Source organism: uncultured Paenalcaligenes sp., assembly GCF_947630565.1.
GTDB lineage: Bacteria > Pseudomonadota > Gammaproteobacteria > Burkholderiales > Burkholderiaceae_B > Paenalcaligenes > Paenalcaligenes faecalis.
Genome location: NZ_CANRIC010000002.1, coordinates 55108 through 77819, shown reverse-complemented (window position 1 = coordinate 77819; position 22712 = coordinate 55108). Strand labels below are relative to the sequence as shown.

Annotated in this window: 20 protein-coding genes; 19 read left to right on the top strand and 1 reads right to left on the bottom strand. The window is 46.0% G+C overall.

Translation table 11 applies throughout. The features are described 5' to 3' along the window. Window positions 1-39: 39 nt before the first annotated feature. The 15 genes from Q0Z62_RS01050 to trmD all read left to right on the top strand — a co-directional run bounded on the left by Q0Z62_RS01050 (window position 40) and on the right by trmD (window position 16152). Entirely contained in the window at window positions 40-1293 is a 1254-nt protein-coding gene (locus tag Q0Z62_RS01050; RefSeq protein WP_298050242.1) for a D-amino acid dehydrogenase, read from the top strand. A gap of 7 nt (window positions 1294-1300) precedes the next feature. Continuing rightward, entirely contained in the window at window positions 1301-2602 is a 1302-nt protein-coding gene (locus Q0Z62_RS01045) for an extracellular solute-binding protein (RefSeq protein WP_269901702.1), read from the top strand. 98 nt (window positions 2603-2700) lie between these two features. Then, entirely contained in the window at window positions 2701-3549 is an 849-nt protein-coding gene (locus Q0Z62_RS01040) for a TcpQ domain-containing protein (RefSeq protein WP_298050241.1), read from the top strand. A gap of 13 nt (window positions 3550-3562) precedes the next feature. Continuing rightward, the gene (locus Q0Z62_RS01035; protein WP_298050240.1) at window positions 3563-5131 is read left to right on the top strand and encodes a hypothetical protein; all 1569 of its coding nucleotides are present in this window, start codon (window positions 3563-3565) and stop codon (window positions 5129-5131) included. Continuing rightward, window positions 5131-6342 (top strand): type 4b pilus protein PilO2, encoded by a 1212-nt coding sequence (pilO2, locus tag Q0Z62_RS01030; RefSeq protein WP_298050239.1) that lies wholly within the window; start codon window positions 5131-5133, stop codon window positions 6340-6342. The genes Q0Z62_RS01035 and pilO2 overlap by 1 nt, the downstream gene beginning before the upstream one ends. Continuing rightward, a complete protein-coding gene (locus Q0Z62_RS01025) occupies window positions 6329-6790 on the top strand; it encodes a hypothetical protein (protein WP_298050238.1) in 462 nt (153 codons plus the stop codon). Before pilO2 ends, Q0Z62_RS01025 begins: the two co-directional genes overlap by 14 nt. Window positions 6791-6831: 41 nt before the next feature. Then, a complete protein-coding gene (locus tag Q0Z62_RS01020) occupies window positions 6832-8529 on the top strand; it encodes an ATPase, T2SS/T4P/T4SS family (protein ID WP_298050237.1) in 1698 nt (565 codons plus the stop codon). After that, complete coding sequence (locus Q0Z62_RS01015; RefSeq protein WP_269901708.1) at window positions 8522-9622, top strand: hypothetical protein; 1101 nt, start codon at window positions 8522-8524, stop codon at window positions 9620-9622. Before Q0Z62_RS01020 ends, Q0Z62_RS01015 begins: the two co-directional genes overlap by 8 nt. Window positions 9623-9638: 16 nt before the next feature. Further along, window positions 9639-10253, top strand: a complete 615-nt coding sequence (locus Q0Z62_RS01010; RefSeq protein WP_269901709.1) for a type 4 pilus major pilin — start codon at window positions 9639-9641, stop codon at window positions 10251-10253. A gap of 14 nt (window positions 10254-10267) precedes the next feature. Further along, window positions 10268-11368, top strand: a complete 1101-nt coding sequence (locus Q0Z62_RS01005) for a hypothetical protein (protein ID WP_298050236.1) — start codon at window positions 10268-10270, stop codon at window positions 11366-11368. Window positions 11369-11466: 98 nt separating this feature from the next. Then, window positions 11467-14082 (top strand): alanine--tRNA ligase, encoded by a 2616-nt coding sequence (gene alaS, locus Q0Z62_RS01000; protein ID WP_298050235.1) that lies wholly within the window; start codon window positions 11467-11469, stop codon window positions 14080-14082. Between the two features lie 6 nt (window positions 14083-14088). Then, window positions 14089-14334 (top strand): sulfurtransferase TusA family protein, encoded by a 246-nt coding sequence (locus Q0Z62_RS00995; protein WP_269902158.1) that lies wholly within the window; start codon window positions 14089-14091, stop codon window positions 14332-14334. A gap of 129 nt (window positions 14335-14463) precedes the next feature. Then, window positions 14464-14718 (top strand): 30S ribosomal protein S16, encoded by a 255-nt coding sequence (gene rpsP / locus Q0Z62_RS00990; RefSeq protein WP_269901712.1) that lies wholly within the window; start codon window positions 14464-14466, stop codon window positions 14716-14718. Window positions 14719-14740: 22 nt separating this feature from the next. Next, the gene (rimM, locus tag Q0Z62_RS00985; protein WP_298050234.1) at window positions 14741-15364 is read left to right on the top strand and encodes a ribosome maturation factor RimM; all 624 of its coding nucleotides are present in this window, start codon (window positions 14741-14743) and stop codon (window positions 15362-15364) included. A 5-nt stretch (window positions 15365-15369) separates the two neighbouring features. Next, a complete protein-coding gene (gene trmD, locus Q0Z62_RS00980; RefSeq protein ID WP_298050233.1) occupies window positions 15370-16152 on the top strand; it encodes a tRNA (guanosine(37)-N1)-methyltransferase TrmD in 783 nt (260 codons plus the stop codon). A gap of 93 nt (window positions 16153-16245) precedes the next feature. Here trmD and Q0Z62_RS00975 read toward each other — a convergent pair whose 3' ends face one another. Further along, on the bottom strand, window positions 16246-19101 hold the full coding sequence (locus Q0Z62_RS00975; RefSeq protein ID WP_298050232.1) for a valine--tRNA ligase: 2856 nt from the start codon (window positions 19099-19101) through the stop codon (window positions 16246-16248). Window positions 19102-19341: 240 nt separating this feature from the next. On the opposite strand from Q0Z62_RS00975, the gene ndk reads away from it, so the two are divergent. From ndk to ispG, 4 genes are read left to right on the top strand one after another with little or no spacing between them, the layout of a single operon-like run. Further along, complete coding sequence (ndk, locus tag Q0Z62_RS00970) at window positions 19342-19767, top strand: nucleoside-diphosphate kinase (protein WP_269901716.1); 426 nt, start codon at window positions 19342-19344, stop codon at window positions 19765-19767. Window positions 19768-19799: 32 nt separating this feature from the next. Beyond that, entirely contained in the window at window positions 19800-20951 is a 1152-nt protein-coding gene (gene rlmN / locus Q0Z62_RS00965; protein ID WP_269901717.1) for a 23S rRNA (adenine(2503)-C(2))-methyltransferase RlmN, read from the top strand. Next, window positions 20948-21433 (top strand): helix-turn-helix transcriptional regulator, encoded by a 486-nt coding sequence (locus Q0Z62_RS00960; RefSeq protein WP_269901718.1) that lies wholly within the window; start codon window positions 20948-20950, stop codon window positions 21431-21433. Before rlmN ends, Q0Z62_RS00960 begins: the two co-directional genes overlap by 4 nt. After that, on the top strand, window positions 21430-22707 hold the full coding sequence (ispG, locus tag Q0Z62_RS00955) for a flavodoxin-dependent (E)-4-hydroxy-3-methylbut-2-enyl-diphosphate synthase (RefSeq protein ID WP_269901719.1): 1278 nt from the start codon (window positions 21430-21432) through the stop codon (window positions 22705-22707). The genes Q0Z62_RS00960 and ispG overlap by 4 nt, the downstream gene beginning before the upstream one ends. Window positions 22708-22712 lie beyond the last annotated feature (5 nt).

The window sequence follows — 22712 nt, the reverse complement described above, 5'->3', positions numbered from 1 at the left end:
GCGCCATTGATAGCGCATGTTGTTTTTAGCGGAGCTTCTATGAAAATAGTCGTATTAGGTAGTGGGGTCATCGGTATCACGAGTGCGTGGTGGTTAGCCCAAGACGGTCATGAGGTGACTGTCATTGATCGTATGTCTGGGCCAGGCCAAGACACAACGCGTGCATGCGGGGGCTTATTATCGGCGTCCTACTCTGAGCCTTGGGCTACCCCAGAGGCTCCGTGGCGATTATTACGCTGGTTATTAAAGGATGATGCTCCACTGTTATTTAGGCCATCCTTGGATCGTAAACAGTGGTTATGGAGTCTGGCTTTCTTGCGAGAGTGTGCGCCATCTCGATTCGAGGCTAACTTACGCGCTATGGTACGACTAGCTGAGTACAGTCGCTCTACCTTGAATCAGCTACGTCAGCAGCTAAAAATAGATTATGAATACCATGATAGTGGTATTCTCAGCTTTTATAGAGATGAGCGTAGTTTTGATGAGTCTCAGGATCGGGTAGATCGTTTAAGAGATCTAGGTGTGGATCGACGGGTGCTTAGCCCCGCCGAGGTGATCGCGCTAGAGCCCACTTTAGCCTCGGTAAAAGACCAAATAGTCGGAGGGGACTATTGCAGTGAGGACGAGTCAGGTGACGCGTATGGCTTTAGCAAGCAGTTAGCCCAGCAGGCTCAAAACAAAGGGGTGCAGTTTCTGTATAACCATGAAGTAGTTAGATTGCTTTATACCGATGGTAAAATCACTTCAGCTGAAGTGATTGACGATCAAGGCAATTACCAACACATCAAGGCCGATTTGTTTGTGGTGTCCATGGGGGCTTATAGCCCATTATTGCTTGAGCCACTAGGTGTGACGTGTCAGGTTTATCCAGCAAAGGGATATTCAGCTACCTTTACGATTCTTGACTCAGAGGCAACACCTAAAGCAAATTTGACGGATATGGCAAGTCGCTTGGTGTATTCGCGTATGGGCAATCAGTTACGGGTAGCTGGACTTGCTGAGCTCAGTGGTTATAACAAGGCATTAAGTACAAAACGTTGCAATATGATGGTTAAACAAACCAAAGTTTTGTTTCCAAACGGGCTTGATTTTGATAATGTGCAGTTTTGGTCTGGACTACGTCCAGCGACACCATCCAATACTCCTCTAATTGGACGGACGCATATCAAAAATCTTTATTTGAACACCGGGCATGGCACTTTAGGGTGGACAATGGCAGCGGGTTCAGGGCGTGCTTTGGCTGATTTGATCGCAAATCGTCAACCCGAGCCAGAATTTCCTTTTTTGCATTGAAGGGCATATGAATACTCATTCTTTATTTACACCTAAGCGTCTAGGTTGTGCATTGTTCACGGCTTTTGCTGGGTTAGCTTTTTCCTCTACAGCCTGGTCAGCCACAGACATTCAGGTTTGGTATAGCTTGAATGATCAGAATAAAAAAATCTTTGAGCAACTGGTTAAAGATTTTAATAAACAAAGTAAAGATGCACAGGTCAAAACCAAAGCATTCGATACCGAAGCCGATTTGGATGCGGCCCTAAGCCTAACGGCCGATAAAGAACGTCCGCAGTTAGTGCAATTGCCAGAGGTATCTGGATTAGATGATGTTTCAACACGCTCTTATATTTGGCCATTGCATCAGGCTTTAGCTAAAAACCCAGTTAAAAATGCACGTTGGTTCCTGCCTGCGGAAAACAACTTTATGCACGACGCCAGAGGCAACCTATTGGCGCTGCCTATGATGGCAGAAATTCCGGTTATGTATTACAACGTAGATGCATTTAAAAAAGCAGGGTTAACGCCACAGCAGCCATCTAGAGCCTGGTTAGAGCTTCAAGAGCAGTTAGTGACTTTGGCTAATAATGGTTCACGTCGTTGTCCGTTGACATCAGATCAACCCGTGTCAATTAACTTAGAAAACTTAGCTGCCGTTAATAAGCAGTTTTATGCTGGCGCTGACAATAGAGCCAAAGCCGGTTTTAACTTTGACACGATGTATATTCGCCACCTTTCAACGATGATTAGTTGGGTGCGAAGTGAAATCATGGTTCATCCCTCTGAGGGGCCACAGTCACCGAAGCGCTTTGAGAGTGGTGAGTGCGCGGTGTTTTTGTCTAACTCAGGTAATCTAGGAGAATTTGCTGCACAACGAAAATTAGATTTTTCAGTCAGCGGTATTCCGTATTACCCACAAGTAACCGCCACACCAGGTAATCCGTTTGTCACTGGCTCTGGCCTGTGGTTAACCAAAGGACACAGTGCTGAGCATGACAAGGCCAGTACGGATTTTATTGGTTGGTTAGCGCAGACAGCTAATGCCGCTAAATGGTACCAGGACACCGGGTTTTTACCTCTGACGCACGAGGCTTTTAATGCAACAGATGCGAGCTACTACAGCAAATTAGGCGAGTGGAGAAACTTGGTTGCTGCTTATGGGCAAAAACCAGAAAACACCACGCGTGGTTTTAGAGTACATAACTACCATCAGATTCGAGCTATTTTTAATACCACTCTTGAAAATGCTTTAGATGGCAAACAGTCCGCCATGACCGCTTTACAAACAGCGGCCACCGAGGCGAATAAACTGATTAAGCAGAAATAAGATAAAAAAATCCTACGTATAAATACAATCTAGGCATAGCTTTAGTTTGTCTTCAAGATAGCACTCATGATCTGAGTGCTATTTTTTTGGAGGCGAACATGATCAAGACAATACTAGGGGTAGCGCTATTAACCACAACTTTAACCGCGTGCGAACATACCCACTCGTGGGCGCAGACCTTTTCTTTTATGCAGCCCATAAAAAAAGAGGCATCGCAGTATGATTTTAATTGGCGCCTGTCCGGGGATCGAGAGGTAGCTCCTCTACAAGTCTTTAGTGCCAACAATCAATTGTGGTTACAGTTTGCTGTAGAGCAAAATATCCCAGCTATTTTTGCCTTAGAAAATGGGCGTCATATTCCCCTCAGTTATAAACGCTCTGATCCTTATATTATTGTTTCAGGGGCATGGCAGCATTTATTGTTTAGAGGCGCAGCGTTACAGGCGCAAGCTCATTATAGTCCTCCTGCTTTAAGCTCCGCCTTACAGTCGCCAATCACTGAGCAGCCCGATGCGGTTGCCTCTGTCTCAGTGGTAGATGCCATGCCGCCGCCATCTTCCTTGAAAGCAGATGGTGTAGATGACGTAACTCTCACAGATACTGGGTCTCTCCCTACACACTCTCAGCCAGTGGCCGCATTTGCTGTGGCAGAAATTCCTTTTAGTGTGGCTCCTAATGATGGCACGATACGTCAGGCATTAAAGCGTTGGGCACAACGAGATGGCTGGGTCTTTTTGGATCAACACTGGGAGGTCGAAGTCGATTTTCCAATTGTTTCGTCTGCCTTATTTAGTGCTGAGTTTAATGACGCCGTTACGCAGCTTATGCGTAGCACGGCATTGGGTAGTCGACCGCTACAGGCGTGCTTATATAGCAATAAAGTCATGCGAGTTATCCCCCTAGCACAGCAATGCGATCCTACCGCCGTGCTGTCGCATACGTCTTAGGTAGGGGCACACTATGAGCTATCGATTATTTCTTGGGCTTAGCTGCTTGATGAGCCTGAGTGCATGTCAGTTAACTGAACAATTACGACACGTACAGCTTGAGCAGCAAACCCAGAAAGAGAAAACGGCGGCAATGCAGCAGCGACTGATAGCCCAAACACAACAGTCAACCCGTATACCTTTACAGCAAATAGAGCAACCGTGGGTAATGGGGGCGGCACAACCTTTAGCCCGAGAACTACGTTTGCCCCCCGCGTTACAGGCCAATGTAGCAACCACACTCTTGTTTCAAGGGCAGGGGCTGTTGCTTGATCAGATCGCAGAGCGTATTACCTTAGCGACTCAGATTCCTGTACGAGTTCAGCCAGAGGCTTTATTAGCGGCAGAGGCATTCTTAGACTCAGCAATTCAGAGTACAGCGTTAAACCAAAAACGATTAAAACTGGTTGGTCCTGCTGAACCTTTAGCTCATAGCTTAGATAAAATCAGTGCTTTTTTTGATGTGTATTGGCGCTTTGAGGGGGATTTTGTTGAGTTTTATAAAACGGAGACACGATCTTTTCAGGTGCGAGCCTTATCGCTGGCGGCATCAAGCCATGCCAGTGTAGGCAGCGCTGCATCTGATGATCAAAGTGGTTTTCGTAGTCAGTCAGGAACACAGTTACAGCAATACCAAAGTGATGAGTTAGGCCAGCTAAAAGAGCGTTTAGCTCTCTTTATGACTCCTGCTGGCCGAGTCGTTGCACATTCTAGTGGGTCGAATGTCATCGTGGTCAGTGACACACCCTATGCATTAGACAAAATTGAGCAGTTCATTAAACAAGAGAATCAAGTCTTAACTCGTAGAGTGCGCTTGGTATTTGAAGAAATCACAATCGGTGCTCGTAGCCAGGCAGAGCTCAATCTGGATTGGAATGTCATTTTTAATAGTGCTCGATTAGCTGCATCAATGAGTATTGGTGGGGTAGGTACGGCAGCTATGCAGCAGGTAGGTGCGGCGATTAAACAGGGGCCTTTTAGTCAAACGGAGGCATTTGTCAAAGCAATTGATGAAGTGGCCAATGTGGTTAGGCGTCATAGTATGCCTGTTTTGAGTCTAAATAGACGGCCTGTGACGCATGCATTACGTACTACTTTTAGTTATGTGGATAAGGTGGAAACCACTCCTTATACATCGGGCACAGGCATAACAACAAATGCTGTTAGCTTAAGTCAAAAAGAGGAAACCGTAGGCTCAGTACTGACACTGGTTCCAGATATCCAAGAAGATGGGCAGGTTTTGCTTTCGGTGGCTTATGACAACACCATTGCTCAACCTTTAAAAACAATGGCAGTCGGTGCAGCAGATCAAGGCATGCAAGTACAGCAAGTCACCATTGAGGGGTCGGGTACGGTGCAACAGGTGCTGCTTCGTCCGGGGCAACCTTTGGTTATTTCCGGTTTTGACCGCATAGAGCAAGAAACCACAGAAAGGCGTTTAAATCCAGGCATACCTTTGTTTTTTGGTGGGGGTAATCGAGTACAGCAACAGCATTTACGTACTCTCATTATTATTACCGCCCAAGTCGAGGAGGGACTCTAATGCAAATGGAATATGTGTCTGTTTTTGGTGAGAAACAGCTTGTTTTTGGCTTGCGTTGGCTATCTATGGTGGGAGAGAAGTCATCCCCTCAAACAAAGCAGTTAGCTAAAAAAGAGAAAGCGAATCATTGGGTGGTTGCTGGCACGACGTTCACTGCAATTGGCTTAAAGAAAAAGAGGGCAGCTATAAAAAAAGAACTCTATTCTGCGGCTGTTTGCTATGCCTTGTTATATCCCAAAGGGGTACATGCAGCGATTTATAAAATTAATGAGACGCATTACTGGTTGGTTGGGTGTCAGGAGGGCACTCCGATGAGTAGGGCTGATGTGCTTTTTAACAGTCCTGATGAAGTCAGTGCAGCTTTGGATCTATTAAAGCAGCAGTATCTGGAGTTGCATGTCTCGGCCTTTTTTGAGGAACTAACGAGTTTCTTTACTTTAATTGCAACACGATCTTTACAGAAAGCAGAGCTTTACACTTTGAAAAGGCGATTATGGCCCTCTGCATTTCTTTTGAGCTTATGTATAGCATTGATTGTTTGGTGGCAGTTGGATTTAAATCAGGCCGAGGCGGCGTCTTCTGAACCAGAGATAGATCCTTATTTGTCCTATTGGGAGACGCAACAAATACAGCCGAATGGTTCTGATGCATTGCGCCAATTGATTTCATTCTGGGAGCATCTTCCTTTACAACTAGCGGACTGGCAGCTCCAAGACTCTAGTTGTGAGGCTCAATATAACTTGTGGCGTTGTAAACATCGTTATGCAACTACGACAGACACAGCAACCGCTTTGGACTTAGAGGCTCTTTTACCAGAGGGCTGGGTTATTCACGAAACGAACATGCAGCAGGTTGTGCTACAGAGTCAAAATGCCTATGAAATAGGACAGGGCCAATGGCGTACGGCCGATGAGGTTCGGTTAGGTTTACTCAGTCAGCTGCAGCACATACGGCCTGCTTTCCAGTCGTTGCGTTTAGTGGAACCTACTCTACTGGTACCTGCTGTAGCGAGTCACGCTAAGTATGCTCCTATTTTTTCACAGACGTTGCATTTCGAGGGGCCTGTACGGTCCTTGGGACTTTTATTTGATATGGATAATGCATTGCATTGGTATAGGGCGACGTTGACATATAGGCCACAAGTTATGCCGTCTTTAAAGAATAGTGCTTTACAGGCAAATTTACAGGGGATGGTGTATGTACGACATTAAATTTAGTCATTTATGGATTTGCCATTACGTTGTCGCATGTGCGTTGTTCTTTTGGTGCGGCTTTGCATTTGCTGTACCGGAGGATGCGTCTTCTGTGTGGGCAGAGCAGTCACATTTAGTACGAGATTTGATGCGTCTTGAGGCTGAAAAACTGGTAGCCCCTAGTCCTGTACAAAAGGAGACCTCTCAGCTCTCATCTCACATCAACTCAGACGGGCCACCACAATTGTATTTAAGGGCGATGTACGGAGTAGGCCAGCGCATTTTGGCCGAGGTGGATTTTAACGGTAAGACTTATTTGTATTTGAAAGGACAAACGTGGCCAGTTGGCGGGGAACTAGAACCAGATCAATTGCGATTGGTTGCTATGACAGCCCAATGTATTGAGCTGGCTTATAAAGAGCAGTCAATGAAGGCATGCGTTACCCCTAAGGGAGGGCAACCTTAATGTTCAAGCGATTTTCATGGCGCATCAAGGAGCCAAAACCTATGCTGCTTGACCCTGTTGATCTAGGGCCTGAGCCTCTTTGTTTAAATAGTTTGCACGAAATTCATAGTTTACAGCCTGGTATTAAAAAATTGCTCGCTTACGAGTTTGATTTGGGAGAGTCCATCAGTCGTCTTTGCCCTGTGCTGCTTACGGATGGGAGTGTGGCCATTTTCTCCGTAGAGGAGCATTGTCAAGGAGATGCAATAGAGGCATTGGCTCATCGCCTACAAAATCGGGGCTATATGCTGGCAACCCCGGTGCGCTATGTGTTGAGTGTTGCTTTGTTATTAGAGCTTATTCGAGATCCATCGGTTAATTTAAGCACTATTGGCTCAGTGGGAGTGGCGTCTGGAACACCCTGGTCACAGGCTGATTTATTTAATGCGTTTCTCGATATTGTTCGTTGGGGGGTTCAACATAAAGCCAGCGATATTCATATCAATGTTTTTTCTGAAAGTGAGTTTTCAGAAGTGCGGTTTTCCATAGCTGGCCGATATATCTGTCCTCTTAAATTCCAAGGCATTAGCACTCAGTTTTTGCATGATGTACTTTCTGTTGCGTGGATGGGTATACGAGGCGGTAATGGGGCGGTATTTGATCCTCACAAAGAGCAGCAAGGCAGCTTGTCTTGTGATATTGATGGTCAAACGATTGTTTTGCGCTGGGGGGCTTTGGCTGCAGAATTAGGACCTAGTGTGTGCTTACGTATCTTACGCCGGGATCAACATCAGTCACTACCTACTTTAGCGCAGTTAGGCTATTTGCCCGAGCAACAGCATATTTTGCAGCAGGTTTCAGCCTCTGATGGTGGTGCTATTGTTTTTTCTGGCGCAGTAGGCTCAGGAAAATCAACGACCTTAGCTGCTTTGGTCGCCTCATTACCGGCATGGCGTAAGGTGATTAGTATAGAGGACCCTGTAGAGTACATCATACCTAATGCTGTTCAGGTTTCTTTAAGCCGCGACCTGAATCAAGAGTCTCATGAGGCCTTTGCCACTAAGCTACGCGCTTTAAAACGATCAGCCATGAGCGATGTTTTATTGGGTGAAATTCGAGACAAAGAGACTGGGCGAGCTTTTACCGATTTGGCCTCATCGGGGGTACGTTTATACACGACGGTGCATGCAAACAGTGCAGCGTTAGTCCCGGCTCGATTGCACTCTGATTTTATAGATGTTTCTATGGATCTATTAGCTGCGCCTGGGGTGCTTAGACTAATCGTCCATCAATGTTTATTACCGCGTTTGTGTTCAGTCTGCTCTATTCCATTGTTAAGTCTCGCTGACTTTCCGTCTTATATAGATAAGACGATCTATAGTGGGCTGCTTTTTGCAAATTGGCGTAATAACCTAGAGAGTCTAGTAGGCACAGAGAATTTGCTAAAAATACGAGTCCGTAACGATCAGGGCTGTGCAAATTGTTGCAGTGCAGAGCTAGAGGCCTTAAAGGGTTGGGACGGTCGTATTGTGTGTGCCGAAATTCTTGACCCCTCTCGCATCCCTAATTTTTTACACCATTTGCACCAACCTGCTTTATTACAGAACGTGCTGCGTGAGGCTAAATGGATCGATATTCGTGGTAGTGCCTTAGAGCAAAGTGGATTGGGGCTCTTAGACCCTTTTGATATAGAGGCTTACTTTTCTGTTTTTGCGTCACCTGCATGGCGGCATTTACAGCTAGGAGAGCGTAATGCGTAATCAGTGGGTATCGCTACAACGGTTTTTTGATTTGCGAGAATTTAAAAAGTATCAAGCCGATTATTTTTTATATGTCAGTCAGTTATTACAAGGAACCCAAGGGCAATATACGATGCGTTCTGTATTTGCTGCTGATATACAGCGTTATGGACCTAAGCACTATCGGGGACGACTGTCAGCTTACTGGTTGAGTCAATACCAGAAAAATGGGGGTAATTTGGCCCAGACCTGGAAAAACGCATTAAGTACAGAGGCTTGGTTATTACTCAAAATTAGCCAAGTGCAAGGGTCTCAGTCCTTAATGAGTGCGCTAGAAACACTAACTTTGCAGCTTCAAGAAAGAAAACAGTTTAGAAATATGTTGTCTAAGCTGTTTTGGCCAGTTGGTTTTGCTCTGGCCTTATTGCTGTCAGTGTTATTTTTGATGCCTTGGTTTACTGTCCCTCAGTTACAAAATACGTTTTATGCCGTTCCTGAGGCTTCTTATGGTTTTTATACGCGCTCTTTATTTGCATGGGCTCACTTTAGTCAGCGCTATGGGGTAGGGATTCTTTGTTTTTTTGTACTGGTTATTACAGTAGGTTTTTATTCTTTGCCTCTATATGTAGGAAGAGGTCGAGTTTATTTGGATTACGTAGAGCCGTGGCGTAGTTATAAAGCGTTGCAAAGCTTAGCAGCATTGAAGCTAATTACTCTTTTGCTTGAGGGTGTATCTAGGCAGTTGCGCTTAGCTCAGGCCTTACAGTTGATGCAAGCTACGCCAAATAAGTGGCTGAGATTTCATTTGAAACAGATAGAGCTAAAGATTACTCAAGGTGAAACGGGAGCTTATAGCTTTGATGTGGGGTTGCTATCTAAGGATATGGTGTGGTTTTTGGCAGATATGGAGCAAAGCCAAGACTTAGTAACTGCTTTAGGGTTAACAGCCCATAGATTGCAACAGGTTTTAGCACAACGTTTACCGATGCAAGCGCAGATATGGCGTTGGTTTATGTTGTTGTTTTGTGTAGCGACGTTATTGCTAATTGGTGGATGGCATTATGCCGTTATTGATGAGCTGCGGCGCGCATTATTGATGTTTTACGCCAGTTAGGTGCTAGGAGAGTGACATGAACGTACAAAATCAAGCTGCTATTTATTCAAATGTAGTTAGTTCACGGTTAGATAAAAGGTCTGGATCTAAGAGTCGAAATCAATCTCAAAGAGGCTTGTCCCTCATAGAGGTGTCGGTCGTCAGTGCTATTGTTTTACTGCTAGCCATTATTGGGATTCCTGCTATCAATGGCTTTGTGATTGAGAATCGTGTACCTAAAGTAGGAGAGGGGATTGCTCGTTTTATTGTAAGTCATACCGTGAACACGCCTGTCTTTGAGGAAAGCCCCTATTTGGCTGTTAATAATCAGTTTTTTATTAGCCAGTTGGATGATACCGGAGTTTTTAACGTGGACTCCCAAGGCAGCTCTACACGTATTTTACATGGATTAGGAAAAAATGGTTTGGTGACGTTGGTGCCAGACCAAAGTGGGGCGCAGCTAAAAATAACATTTACGAATGTACATCATTCGGCTTGTCCTGGATTAGCCTCGGTATTGCAGCGGGTGGCAGCTAGCATTAAGGTGGAAAATGTTTCTGTCAAAGATGCTTCTACTACTTATAACGCTATTCAAACTCGTCAGCAGTGCAAAAGAGGGGATGTGAATACTTTTGAGTTTATTGTAATTTAAAAAAAGGGCATATTATGTCTAAGCAAAGAGGCTCATTGCTGCTTGAGCTGGCGATAGTGCTAGCGTTCTTAACCCTTATATCTGTTGGCTCAATTCATTGGTTGGCTCAGCGTGCAGAAAAGGCAAAAACAGAAGCCGTTGCCGTTTGGATGCAGGATGCACGTCAAGGGTTACAGAGCTTTTTAACTACACATGCTGCGGCTTTACTGCAATCTAGCCCCTTTGCCTTTCCGGGAATACAAAATTTGGGACAGCCAACGTTATTAGAGCTAAAAAAACTTGGTTTTTTGCCGCCCGCATTTCCAGATGGTGATCAGTTGAAAATTGTTCTTTATAAGGCCCAGGGTTGTTCTGAGGCATCATGTTATTTACATGGTCTAGTTTACAATGCACAGCCATTTCAGACTAAAAAGCAACGTATGGATAGCGATGCGATGGCCTACTGGCAATCTGTACAGAAAGGAGAGGGTTTAGTAGTGACGGACCAAAATCCCTATCATTTTAGCGGTGCTCGGCTAAAGGTGGCTCACCATGAGCTAGTGGAGGGGTTAACATTTCCTCCAGGGACAGTGGCCTTGTTGGCCTCAACCGATACCTCATTACTCTCGAATGAGACAGGGCCTGTAGATAAAAACCCACTATTTGAAACCGATGTCAATATTGATGGTGCCTTAACGGTAAGAGATGATGCGCGCATAGGACGTTATCTGATTTTACCACGCACAGAAACATTAGGTGCTGCATGCTCTAGCATTGGGGCGATCGCGCGAGGAAAAGATGGCAAGGGGCTAATGAGCTGCGAAAATGGGAAATGGATACGCCCAGTAGTGTCGATGATGTCAATGGATTTGTATAGGCAAATGATACAAACCTATTGGCGAATAACGATTCCAGACTCACCAGGCGGTTTTTATGCTGTGCAGTCTGTGTATTATTCTTATTATTGTTGGCTACCGAATCCTCGTAATCTTTATTATGATGGTAGAGGGCGATGTGAGTGTGCGAGTGGCTATAAAAAACACGAACTGCCAGGCTCAACTGCCTCAGAGGTTAAAGATACGTATTTTGATAATGCGATTGCACGACCTGCTCTTAAGGTTTTTGTTTGTGTTTAATCTCCGTTGTAAACCTACCGCACACCTAGACGGTGTTAGGTATTTAGGTAAACAGTTACTATAATGGTTTGTTACCTATTTTTGCCGTGCTGCTTTCAATGAAAACATCCGAAATTCGTCAAAAGTTTTTATCTTTTTTCCAAGAACGTGGTCACGAGATCGTGGCCTCATCCTCTTTAATTCCTGGCAATGATCCTACCCTGCTGTTTACCAACGCAGGTATGGTCCAGTTTAAAGATGTCTTTACTGGAAAGGAATCGCGTCCTTATGCTCGAGCCACTTCGTCGCAGCGCTGTGTGCGCGCCGGTGGTAAACATAATGACTTAGAAAATGTCGGCTATACCGCTCGCCACCATACTTTCTTTGAAATGTTGGGCAACTTTAGTTTTGGTGATTATTTCAAACAAGACGCCATTACCTATGCGTGGGATTTACTCACTAAGGTGTATGGGTTGCCAGCAGAAAAACTCTGGGTCACTGTCTACCAAGAAGACGATGAGGCCTACGATATTTGGCATCAACACATTGGTGTGCCTACAGACCGCATTATCCGAATTGGGGATAAAGGTGGTCGCTATATGTCGGATAATTTCTGGCAAATGGCAGATACAGGGCCTTGTGGCCCATGCTCAGAGATTTTCTATGATCATGGCCCTGATGTCTGGGGTGGCCCTCCCGGGTCTGCCGAAGAGGACGGGGATCGTTATATCGAGGTCTGGAACTTGGTGTTCATGCAGTTTGACCGCGATGCTGAGGGCAATCTTAATCCTTTGCCTAAGCCGTGTGTTGATACGGGAATGGGCCTAGAACGCATCTCTGCTGTTTTACAGCATGTGCACTCTAATTACGAAATTGATTTGTTTCAGCATCTGATCAAAGCAGCTGCCAAAGAAACGGGGGCTACAGATCTAACTAATAACTCGCTAAAAGTCATTGCGGATCATATTCGTGCTTGTTCATTTTTGATTGTTGATGGGGTAATCCCAAGCAACGAAGGGCGTGGCTATGTATTACGTCGCATTGTGCGTCGTGCCTTACGTCACGGCCATAAACTAGGTCAAAACAATCCCTTTTTCTATCGTTTGGTTGCAGAGTTAGCTAATCAGATGGGCGAGGCCTATCCAGAGCTATCCGCAAACCAGTCTCGTATTGAACAAATCCTTAAACAAGAGGAAGAGCGTTTTAGCGAGACCCTAGAGCATGGTATGAAAATTCTGGAATCTGCTTTGGCAGCCTTACCAGAAAAAGGTGTGTTAGATGGTCAAACGCTTTTCACTTTGTACGATACGTATGGCTTCCCTGTTGATCTAACGGCAGACATTTGTCGTGAGCGAGAGGTCGAGGTCGATCTAGCTGGTTTTGAAACAGCAATGAATAAACAGCGCGAAATGGCTCGTGCTTCAGGTAAGTTTAAAGTGGCCGCAGACTTACGTTACGATGGGGTAGCAACACGTTTTGATGGCTACGAACATTTATCAGGCCAAGGCCGAATTACCGCTTTATATGTTGATGGCTCAGCGGTTGACACTATAGCGGCAGGCCAAGATGCCATTGTGGTCTTAGACGCGACGCCTTTTTATGCCGAGTCAGGTGGGCAAGTGGGTGATACTGGTGTCTTAAGCACAGCGAAGGCTCAGTTTTCGGTAGTAGACACACAGAAAATACAAAGCCATGTGTTTGGACATCAAGGCAGCTTACAAAGCGGTACCTTGTCTGTGGGTGATGTAGTAGAGGCTCAGGTGGATGTGGCACATCGCCAACATACCATTCGCAATCACTCGGCAACCCATTTGATGCATAAAGCGTTGCGTTTGGTTTTAGGTGACCATGTGCAGCAGCGTGGTTCCTTGGTAGATGCTGATAAAACACGTTTTGACTTTGCTCATGATTCGGCTCTAACCCCAGAGCAATTGGCTCAGGTTGAATCTATTGTAAATGCTGAAACTTTAGCTAATAACGCCGTAGCAGCGCAGCTAATGAGCTATGACGATGCGGTCAGTGGCGGTGCAGTAGCCTTGTTTGGTGAAAAATACGAAGACGAGGTTCGGGTACTAGATATTGGCTTTTCGCGTGAACTTTGTGGGGGTACGCATGTACAGCGCACAGGGGATATAGGTTTATTTAAAATTATCTCTGAAAGTGGTGTTGCTGCTGGTGTGCGTCGCATTGAGGCCATCACCGGAGAGAACGCATTGGCATGGGTTCAGCAGCGTGAGTCTACATTACAACGCGCTGCAGCGACGTTACGTACCCAACCTGAAAAGCTAACAGATCGGTTAACGCAGTTGCAAAATCAACTGCGTGATGTAGAGCGTGAAAGAGATCAGCTAAAAGACAAAATAGCGGCTTCTGCTGGTCAGGACCTAGCTGGTCAAGCCATTACCTTAGCAAATGGTAGTCAGTTACTTGCTGCTAATGTGGCAGGAGCAGATCCTAAAGCATTACGCACCACCGTTGATCAACTGAAAGATAAGCTAAAGTCAGCGGTGGTGTTGCTGGCCACAGCTAAAGACGGGAAAATTAGTTTAGTTGCGGGTGTAACGGCTGATCTACATGGCCAAGTTAAAGCAGGCGACCTCTTAGGAATGGTTGCTGCTCAAGTTGGTGGTAAAGGGGGCGGTCGTCCAGACATGGCGATGGGTGGTGGTACAGATGAGTCAGCTCTGCCTGCGGCTTTAGCGTCCGTGCAGCCTTGGGTTGAGTCCCAGCTCTAATCAAGGATAACTATGACTGATTCCATTGCTTTTGATGCTGAAGTTGATGCCAGTGGTTTAACATGTCCACTGCCTATTCTTCGTACTAAAAAAGCCTTGGCGCAACTGCAAAGTGGGCAGGTCGTAAAAATAATGACGACTGACCCACATGCCAAGGGTGATTTTCAAGCATTTACTGAGCAAACCGGGAACACCTTGTTAGCTCAGTATCAACAAGATGACACGCTTATTCATTTTGTGCGTCGTCGTTAACTGGTAGATTTAAAAAACTGTTGCCTATTTGATGCGTAAATTGTGTAAAATAGGCTCCACAGTTTCCGCTAAGGTTCACTTAGTGGTAAAATCTTTTGTTTTACACATATTTTAAGGAAGGGATTATCAATGGTGGTAGTTCGCCTAGCCCGTGGTGGCTCCAAGAAACGTCCGTTTTACACTGTAGTAGCCGCCAATTCTAGCGATCGTCGCGATGGTCGCTTCATTGAGCGTTTAGGTTTCTACAATCCCGTAGGTGGCGAAGGTCAAGAAAACCTACGTCTACAACTAGACCGCGTTCAGCATTGGGTTGACAACGGTGCTCAGCTTTCACCAGCTGTTGCTCGTTTGGTCAAAGAATACTCCAAAGCTCAAGCTGCTTAATAATAGGTCTTAAAACTTCGCTATGCCTTCTAAACAGGTTGTATCTGCGGTGCCTACTGATCTAATCGAAGTAGGTCGTGTTCTATCTGCTTATGGGGTGCGTGGCTGGATTAAGGTTCAACCTTATTCAGCTGACGCAGAAGTTTTACTCACCGTTAAAAAGTGGTGGCTCCGAGCGCCCGTACCTCCCAACAAGGCGGGCGACTTGGCAACTGCTCCGGCGCAGTTATATTCGGTGATTAAATCCCGTCCTCATAGTGCAGCAGTGGTTGCACAATTCCAGGGGTTTGATGATCGTGATCCAGCCGAAAAGCTTAAAGCGCATACTGTTTGGGTTTCGCGAGCTGAGTTCCCCTCAGTGGACGAGGACGAGCATTACTGGGTCGATTTGATTGGCTGCCTATTGTATGGCGACCACAATGGCCAGTCCGTGTTGGTAGGACAAGTCGAAAATGTATTCGATAACGGAGCTCACGCCGTGCTCGAAATTCATACCGGCACCCTAAACGATCAGGCCCAGTTTATCGCGCACTCTACAGCTAAAGGCCGACCTATTGTTGAATTGGTCCCTTTTGTTGACGCTTTTATTCATCAAGTCGACACCGACAAAAAACAAATACACAGCTCTTGGTCTGTGGACGTATAACGCTTATGCGTTTTGACGTTATCACTTTATTTCCTGAAATGTTTTCTCCCCTAACAGATAATGGGGTGAATGCGCGTGCGCGCAATAAAGGCATTTGGGATCTGCATTTTTGGAATCCACGCGACTATACGCATGATGTGCATCGTACAGTAGATGATCGCCCTTATGGCGGTGGTCCTGGTATGGTAATGCTAGCTCAGCCGTTGGATAAGGCCGTTGACGAGGCATTATTGGCGCGTCAGGCGCAATCAACATCCATCGTGCCAGTGGTTCTCATGAGTCCGACGGGACGTAAATTTAATCAAAAAATGGCTCAGGAATGGGCCGAGTCAGCTGGCGCAATTATTATCTGTGGGCGTTACGAGGGAATAGATCAGCGGTTTATTGATGCGCGTGTTACGCATGAGATCTCAATTGGTGATTTTGTGCTATCTGGCGGGGAAATCGCAGCGATTACTGTCATGGACAGTGTTATTCGGTTGCTTCCAGGGGTATTGAATGATAATCAATCCGCCGTATGCGATTCGTTTCATAGTGGATTAGATGGCTTATTAGATAGTCCGCATTACACGCGACCAGAAATCTATAATGGTCAGGCTATTCCTGATGTGCTTAAGTCCGGAAATCATAAAAACATAGAACGTTGGCGTCGTGAACAGTCTTTGCGTATTACCGCCGAGCGCCGCCCTGATTTGATTCATAAAGCGCGACAACAAGGGCTGTTAGATAAAAAAGACGAGGCATATTTGTTTTCGCTTAAAACAAAAATAAATAATACCCAGTTGTAAAAAAGCCGCTTTATGAAAAACAAAAAAACAGCGTAGCTGAGGCAAAAAAAAGCCACTCTGTTTAATAGAGTGGCTGCTAAGGGTTAAGGCAGGTTAGGCGTGTAGTCTAGCGAGCTGCCCTTGAATTTTTTCTAGGGTTTGTGTGAAGCTATTGAGGCGCTCTCGTTCTTGTTCAACCACGGCGGCAGGAGCGCGCTCTACAAAGCTGGCGTTATTTAATTTGCCATTTGCTTTGTTGATCTCAATCGTTAGACGATCTATTTCTTTGGTTAAGCGCGCTGTTTCGGCTTCGACGTCAACCTCTACGTGCAACATAAGTTGAGTGGTGCCAACGACTTGTACTGGTGCGCCTAAGTCAGGGAGTTGTTCGTGTACCTCTACTTCGGCCATTTTGGCTAAGGCTTTTAAGTAAGGCGTATTGCGCTCTAGCATATCGGCATCCCCTTGAACTAAGAGTGGTACACGCTCAGAGGGGGGTAGACCCATTTCACTACGCAGGGCACGAATTGCATCGACTTGGGATTTAAGTTCTGCAATTTGTTTTTCCGCCGTCTCGTCAAGGAGCTTTGCATTAAGTTCAGGGTAGGGCTGTACGCTGATGCTGGTGGCTTCGTCCGCAGTACGTTTACCGGCAACGATAGCAACCTTTTGCCATAGCTCCTCGGTAATGAATGGAATGATGGGGTGTGCTAAACGCAAGACCGTTTCTAGTACTTCGATTAGCGTGCGCTGAGTAGCTAGCTTTTGGGCCGGATTGCCTTGTTGGATTTGCACCTTTGCCATTTCTAAGTACCAGTCGCAGTACTCATCCCAAACAAAGTGATAAATGGCGTTTGCGATATTGTCAAAGCGGTACTCGGCAAAGTTGCGCTCTACGGTTTGAATCAGGCGCTGTAGTTGGCTACGAATCCATTTGTCTACCGCAGAGTATTCGGTGACAGCGCAGAACTGCATAAACGGTTCTTGGGCTTCGGTGTTCATCAGCACAAAGCGAGTCGCATTCCATAGTTTATTATTGAAATTGCGATAACCTTCGCAGCGTTTTAGGTCAAAGTTGATATTTCGACCTAAGGTTGCATAAGCCGCCATCGTAAAGCGTAATGCATCCGTACCGTAGGCTGGAACGCCATCTGGGTAGTCTTTGCGGGTACGCTTAGCAATGCTGTCGGCCTGTTTTGGGTTCATTAAGCCAAAAGTGCGTTTTTTTACTAAGGTTTCGACATCAATACCATCAATTAAATCCACTGGGTCAATGGTATTGCCACGGGATTTACTCATTTTTTTACCTTCCATGTCGCAGACTAAGCCGTGAACATAAACGGTATTAAATGGTACTTGCCCTGTCATATGCATGCTCATCATGACCATGCGAGCGACCCAAAAGAAAATAATATCAAAGCCCGTCACGAGGACGCTAGAGGGCAAATATTTTGATAAATCTGGAGTTTGTTCTGGCCAACCTAAATCAGTAAAAGGCACTAGGGCGGAAGAGAACCAGGTGTCTAGAACATCTTCGTCTCGGCGCAGTTCGCCTTGAATGCCAGCAGCTGCCGCTTTTTGTTTGGCTTCTTCTTCGTTACGGGCAACGATGATGTCGCCAGCCTCGCTATACCACGCAGGAATTTGATGTCCCCACCAGAGTTGGCGAGAAATACACCAGTCTTGGATATTATTGAGCCACTGGTTGTAGGTGGTCGTCCAGTTTTCAGGTACAAACTTAATTTGACCATTTGCTACGACTTCTAGGGCGACCTCGGTGATGCTTTTGCCTGGATGCAGTGAATCGACAGGTGCGGGTTGACTCATGGCCACAAACCATTGGTCAGTTAGCATGGGTTCAATCACCGTGTTGGTGCGATCGCCACGGGGTACCATCAAAGTATGGGGTTTGACGGCTTGCAGTGCGTCAATGGCCTCTAGGTCTGCTACTACCTGTTTGCGTGCCTCAAAACGATCCATGCCTTGGTATTTTTCAGGGGCGTTTTCATTGATTTTTGCATCTAGGGTTAGGATGCTGATTTTCTCTAAGCCGTGACGTTCACCTACCGCATAGTCATTGAAGTCATGTGCGGGTGTGACCTTTACTACTCCTGTACCAAATTCGCGATCTACATAGTCATCCGCAATAATAGGAATAAGTTTGTTTACTAGAGGTAGCGTGACAGTTTTGCCAATTAAATGGGCGTAACGCTCGTCTTCGGGGTGTACCATTACCGCTACGTCGCCTAACATGGTTTCTGGGCGAGTCGTTGCAACAACGAGATGGGTAAGATCACCGCTTGCCTCTGTGAGGGGATAGCGAATTTCCCATAAATGACCTTGTTCTTCTGTGCTTTCGACCTCTAAGTCAGACACGGCAGTGCCTAGAACAGGATCCCAGTTAACGAGTCGTTTCCCGCGATAAATCAGACCTTGTTCGTATAAACGTATAAACGTTTCTGCCACACCACGAGTTAAGTTGTCGTCCATGGTGAAGTATTCGCGATCCCAATCACATGAGGAACCTAAACGGCGGACTTGTTCGGTAATCGCATTGCCCGATTTCTCTTTCCATTCCCACACTTTTTCAACGAATTGATCACGGCCTAAGTCATGACGAGAAATGTTTTGCTCGTCCAGTTGACGTTCGACTACAATTTGGGTCGCAATCCCAGCATGGTCTGTGCCAGGGATAAAAGCAGTATCAAAGCCTTTCATGCGGTGGTAGCGGGTTAAACCATCCATAATCGTTTGATTAAACGCATGGCCCATATGTAGAGTGCCCGTAACGTTTGGCGGTGGGCATTGAATAACAAAGGCAGGGGATTGGTCGTCAGCGCGGGCAACGTGTTGCCCACTACCAAATAGGCCGGCTTGCTCCCACTGAGCATAACGACTGCCTTCGATGTCTTTAGGTTCAAAGCTTTTAGCAAGCTGATCGAGTAGAGTGGTATTGGAAGAGTTGGTCATTGTGTTGCAATTTAAAGCAAAACCTGTGGGGTTTTAGCCCCAAAAGCTGCTGTTGAAAATAATAAGTCTAAAAGCAGTATTTTAAGATGCGGCACGATGCTGTGAGCATGTTAAAATACTACGCTATCTGAAAAGTATCAAAAGTGCTTGTTTTTCTTGATAAAAACAACATTTTCTTTGTCATCGTCGTTTTTGTCACTGCAATAACGACTTCATTTTTTGTTTATACTGGGATTTTACATGGCTATTGAACGCACCCTATCTATTATTAAACCCGATGCAGTTGCTAAAAATGTAATCGGTCAAATCGTTGCTCGTTTCGAGGCAGCTGGCCTAACAATCGCCGCTGGTCGTTTGATGCAATTATCTCGCGCTGAAGCCGAAGGTTTCTACGCAGTACACAAAGAGCGTCCTTTCTTTAACGATTTAGTTGAGTTCATGATTTCTGGTCCTGTATTTGTTCAGGTTCTAGAGGGTGAAAACGCAATCGCTAAAAACCGTGAATTGATGGGTGCTACAAACCCTAAAGAAGCCGCTGCCGGTACAATCCGCGCTGACTTCGCCGAAAGCATTGATGCAAACGCTGTTCATGGCTCTGATGCCCCAGAAACAGCTGCTGTTGAAATCGCTTACTTCTTTGCTTCAACTGAAGTTCACAGCCGTTAATTCTTAATTGCTCATACGCACGTCAAATCATTATGTCAGAAACTCGCACGAATATCATGGGCCATACGCCCGAACAGTTGGTCGAATTGGTTGCCCAGTGGGGCAATAAACCATTTCGAGCCAAGCAACTCCAACGTTGGATTCATCAGCGTGGGGTCAGTGATTTCGAGGAAATGACTGATTTGGCGCGCGTATTCCGAGAGCAGTTGGCACAACATTGTTCAATTTGCGCCCCGACTCAGCAAATTGAACAGCGTTCTGCTGATGGAACACGTAAATGGCTTTTTGATGTAGGCCAAAATAATGCCGTAGAGGCAGTGTATATCCCTGAAGACGATAGGGGGACTCTTTGTATCTCTAGTCAGGCAGGGTGTACGGTAGCATGTCCTTTTTGCTCTACTGGCTATCAAGGGTTTAATCGTAACTTAACGGCTGCCGAAATTATTGGACAGCTATGGTTTGCTCGCGATAAATTGCGACAAGACCCAACGGCTGCTCGAGTAGGCAATAATCCGCAACCCGTCGTGGACAACCGGTTTATTAGTAACGTTGTTTTTATGGGCATGGGCGAACCTTTGCTTAATTACGATCAGGTGCTTATTGCCTTGCAAATAATGCTTGATGATAATGCTTATGGTTTGTCTAGACGCCGCGTTACGGTATCTACTTCAGGGGTGGTGCCATTTATGGACAGGCTGGCTCAAGACTGCCCTGTGGCATTGGCCGTCTCTTTGCATGCGCCTAATGATGCCTTGCGCGATAAATTAGTACCATTAAATCGAAAACACCCATTACGCGAATTGATCGCCTCGTGTAATAATTATTTACAGTATGCGCCGCGTGACTTTATTACTTTTGAATACATCATGCTTGATGGTATTAATGACCAACCAGAGCACGCCCAGCAACTGCTTGATATTGCTAAACAAGTACGCTGTAAATTTAACCTAATTCCTTTCAATCCGTTCCCTCAGTCAGGGCTAAAGCGTTCATCACAATCAGCCGTACGTGATTTTGCATCACGTCTTCAGGATGGTGGTGTGGTCACTACGGTACGAAAAACACGTGGTGATGACATTGATGCCGCCTGTGGTCAATTAGCTGGTGATATTCGTGACCGAACTCGTATTCGTGAACGCTTGCCTCAACAGGGAACGATTATGATTCAACCGGAGCGAGCATGAGCTTAACCTCCTCTAGTCCAGAGCTAGAGACTACTGCTAATCAACTTGGCGCATTTATTGCAGAGTTACGTCAAGCACGTGGTCTGAGCTACAACGATGTCTCTACACGTTTAAAATACTCTGTGCCTCAGCTTGAGGCTCTAGAGCAGGAGAACTGGGCGGTGTTGCCCAGTGGGGTTCCTTTACGTTGGATGGTCAAAAGTTATGCCCGTTTTTTGGAAACGGACGAAAATGTTTTGTTGGATATGTTAGATAAACAACAAGGCACAGCAACAACAAAACGAGTAGTTAAAACCACGCGTAAGGGCGCTGACTGGAGCGGTTCTGATATGTCGTTATATGCAGAGCCTTCTCAGCGATCATGGGGATGGTTGTTAGTGATTGCTGTACTTATTTTAATCGCCGTCTTTTATGCCTTAGACCAAGGCTTGATCCCAGAGGATTGGTTGGTTTTTGATTGGCTCAAAGAGTTTAAGTCATGATTGATTTATTTGATTTTGCTTCATCCGAGCGCGATGCTTTAGCTGTGGGCGCTACTCCTCGTAAACTAACACGTCGCGTAGACGTGAGTTGGGGGGATAACCATGTGCTGGTAGGTGGGGGAGCCCCCGTAGTGGTGCAGTCCATGACCAATACGGATACAGCAAATGCCATTGAGACAGCGATTCAAGTCAAAGAATTGGCGCTAGCGGGATCAGAAATGGTTCGTATTACGGTTAATACGCCTGCTGCTGCTCAAGAGGTTGCTGCGATACGCGAGCAGTTAGATCGCATGAATGTTGATGTGCCTTTAGTGGGTGATTTTCACTATAACGGCCATAAGTTACTGACCGATTATCCCGAGTGTGCGCAAGCTCTCTCTAAATATCGCATTAATCCCGGTAATATGGGTGGCGGCAAACGCCGTGATGATAATTTTGCCCAGATGATTGAGGTGGCGTGCAAACACAATAAGCCAGTGCGTATTGGGGTGAATTGGGGTAGTTTAGATCACGAGCTGATGGCAAAAATGATGGACCAGAATGCGCAGCGCAGTCGACCCTGGGAGGCACAGGCCGTTATGCGTGAGGCATTGGTTGTATCGGCCATTTCAAATGCACAACGAGCCGAGCAGTTAGGGTTGCCTGCTGATGCTATTATTTTGTCGTGTAAAGTTAGCCATGTTCAAGATTTGATTACGGTTTATCAAGATCTATCTGCGCGCTGTGACTATCCCTTGCATTTAGGGTTGACCGAGGCCGGTATGGGCAGCAAAGGGATCGTAGCTTCCACCGCTGCATTGTCCGTTTTATTGCAGCAGGGGATCGGTGACACGATTCGTATTTCGCTGACGCCAGAGCCCGGCGGCGATAGACGCCAAGAGGTTGTGGTTGCGCAGGAGATATTGCAAACCATGGGCTTACGGGCATTTACTCCGATGGTGGTAGCCTGTCCGGGTTGTGGGCGCACTAGCAGTACGGTATTCCAAGAGTTAGCTAACGATATCCAAGGCTTTCTACGCGAGCAAATGCCATTGTGGCGTCATGAATACCCCGGTGTGGAAACCATGAATGTAGCGGTCATGGGGTGCGTAGTGAATGGGCCCGGTGAAAGTCGTCATGCGGATATAGGCATTAGCTTACCCGGCACAGGGGAAACTCCCGCCGCTCCTGTATATGTAGATGGCGAACGTGTTATCACGCTAAAAGGTGATACGATTGCCCAAGAGTTTCAACAAATTGTTTTGGATTACGTACAAAAACGGTACGCTCCATAAATAAG

Bases quoted from the DNA above. Each gene is read 5' to 3' on its own strand.
- Q0Z62_RS01050 (WP_298050242.1), top strand. From the start codon at position 40: ATGAAAATAGTCGTATTAGGTAGTGGGGTCATCGGTATCACGAGTGCG.
- Q0Z62_RS01045 (WP_269901702.1), top strand. From the start codon at position 1,301: ATGAATACTCATTCTTTATTTACACCTAAGCGTCTAGGTTGTGCATTG.
- Q0Z62_RS01040 (WP_298050241.1), top strand. From the start codon at position 2,701: ATGATCAAGACAATACTAGGGGTAGCGCTATTAACCACAACTTTAACC.
- Q0Z62_RS01035 (WP_298050240.1), top strand. From the start codon at position 3,563: ATGAGCTATCGATTATTTCTTGGGCTTAGCTGCTTGATGAGCCTGAGT.
- pilO2 (WP_298050239.1), top strand. From the start codon at position 5,131: ATGCAAATGGAATATGTGTCTGTTTTTGGTGAGAAACAGCTTGTTTTT.
- Q0Z62_RS01025 (WP_298050238.1), top strand. From the start codon at position 6,329: ATGTACGACATTAAATTTAGTCATTTATGGATTTGCCATTACGTTGTC.
- Q0Z62_RS01020 (WP_298050237.1), top strand. From the start codon at position 6,832: ATGCTGCTTGACCCTGTTGATCTAGGGCCTGAGCCTCTTTGTTTAAAT.
- Q0Z62_RS01015 (WP_269901708.1), top strand. From the start codon at position 8,522: ATGCGTAATCAGTGGGTATCGCTACAACGGTTTTTTGATTTGCGAGAA.
- Q0Z62_RS01010 (WP_269901709.1), top strand. From the start codon at position 9,639: ATGAACGTACAAAATCAAGCTGCTATTTATTCAAATGTAGTTAGTTCA.
- Q0Z62_RS01005 (WP_298050236.1), top strand. From the start codon at position 10,268: ATGTCTAAGCAAAGAGGCTCATTGCTGCTTGAGCTGGCGATAGTGCTA.
- alaS (WP_298050235.1), top strand. From the start codon at position 11,467: ATGAAAACATCCGAAATTCGTCAAAAGTTTTTATCTTTTTTCCAAGAA.
- rpsP (WP_269901712.1), top strand. From the start codon at position 14,464: ATGGTGGTAGTTCGCCTAGCCCGTGGTGGCTCCAAGAAACGTCCGTTT.
- rimM (WP_298050234.1), top strand. From the start codon at position 14,741: ATGCCTTCTAAACAGGTTGTATCTGCGGTGCCTACTGATCTAATCGAA.
- trmD (WP_298050233.1), top strand. From the start codon at position 15,370: ATGCGTTTTGACGTTATCACTTTATTTCCTGAAATGTTTTCTCCCCTA.
- Q0Z62_RS00975 (WP_298050232.1), bottom strand. From the start codon at position 19,101: ATGACCAACTCTTCCAATACCACTCTACTCGATCAGCTTGCTAAAAGC.
- ndk (WP_269901716.1), top strand. From the start codon at position 19,342: ATGGCTATTGAACGCACCCTATCTATTATTAAACCCGATGCAGTTGCT.
- rlmN (WP_269901717.1), top strand. From the start codon at position 19,800: ATGTCAGAAACTCGCACGAATATCATGGGCCATACGCCCGAACAGTTG.
- Q0Z62_RS00960 (WP_269901718.1), top strand. From the start codon at position 20,948: ATGAGCTTAACCTCCTCTAGTCCAGAGCTAGAGACTACTGCTAATCAA.
- ispG (WP_269901719.1), top strand. From the start codon at position 21,430: ATGATTGATTTATTTGATTTTGCTTCATCCGAGCGCGATGCTTTAGCT.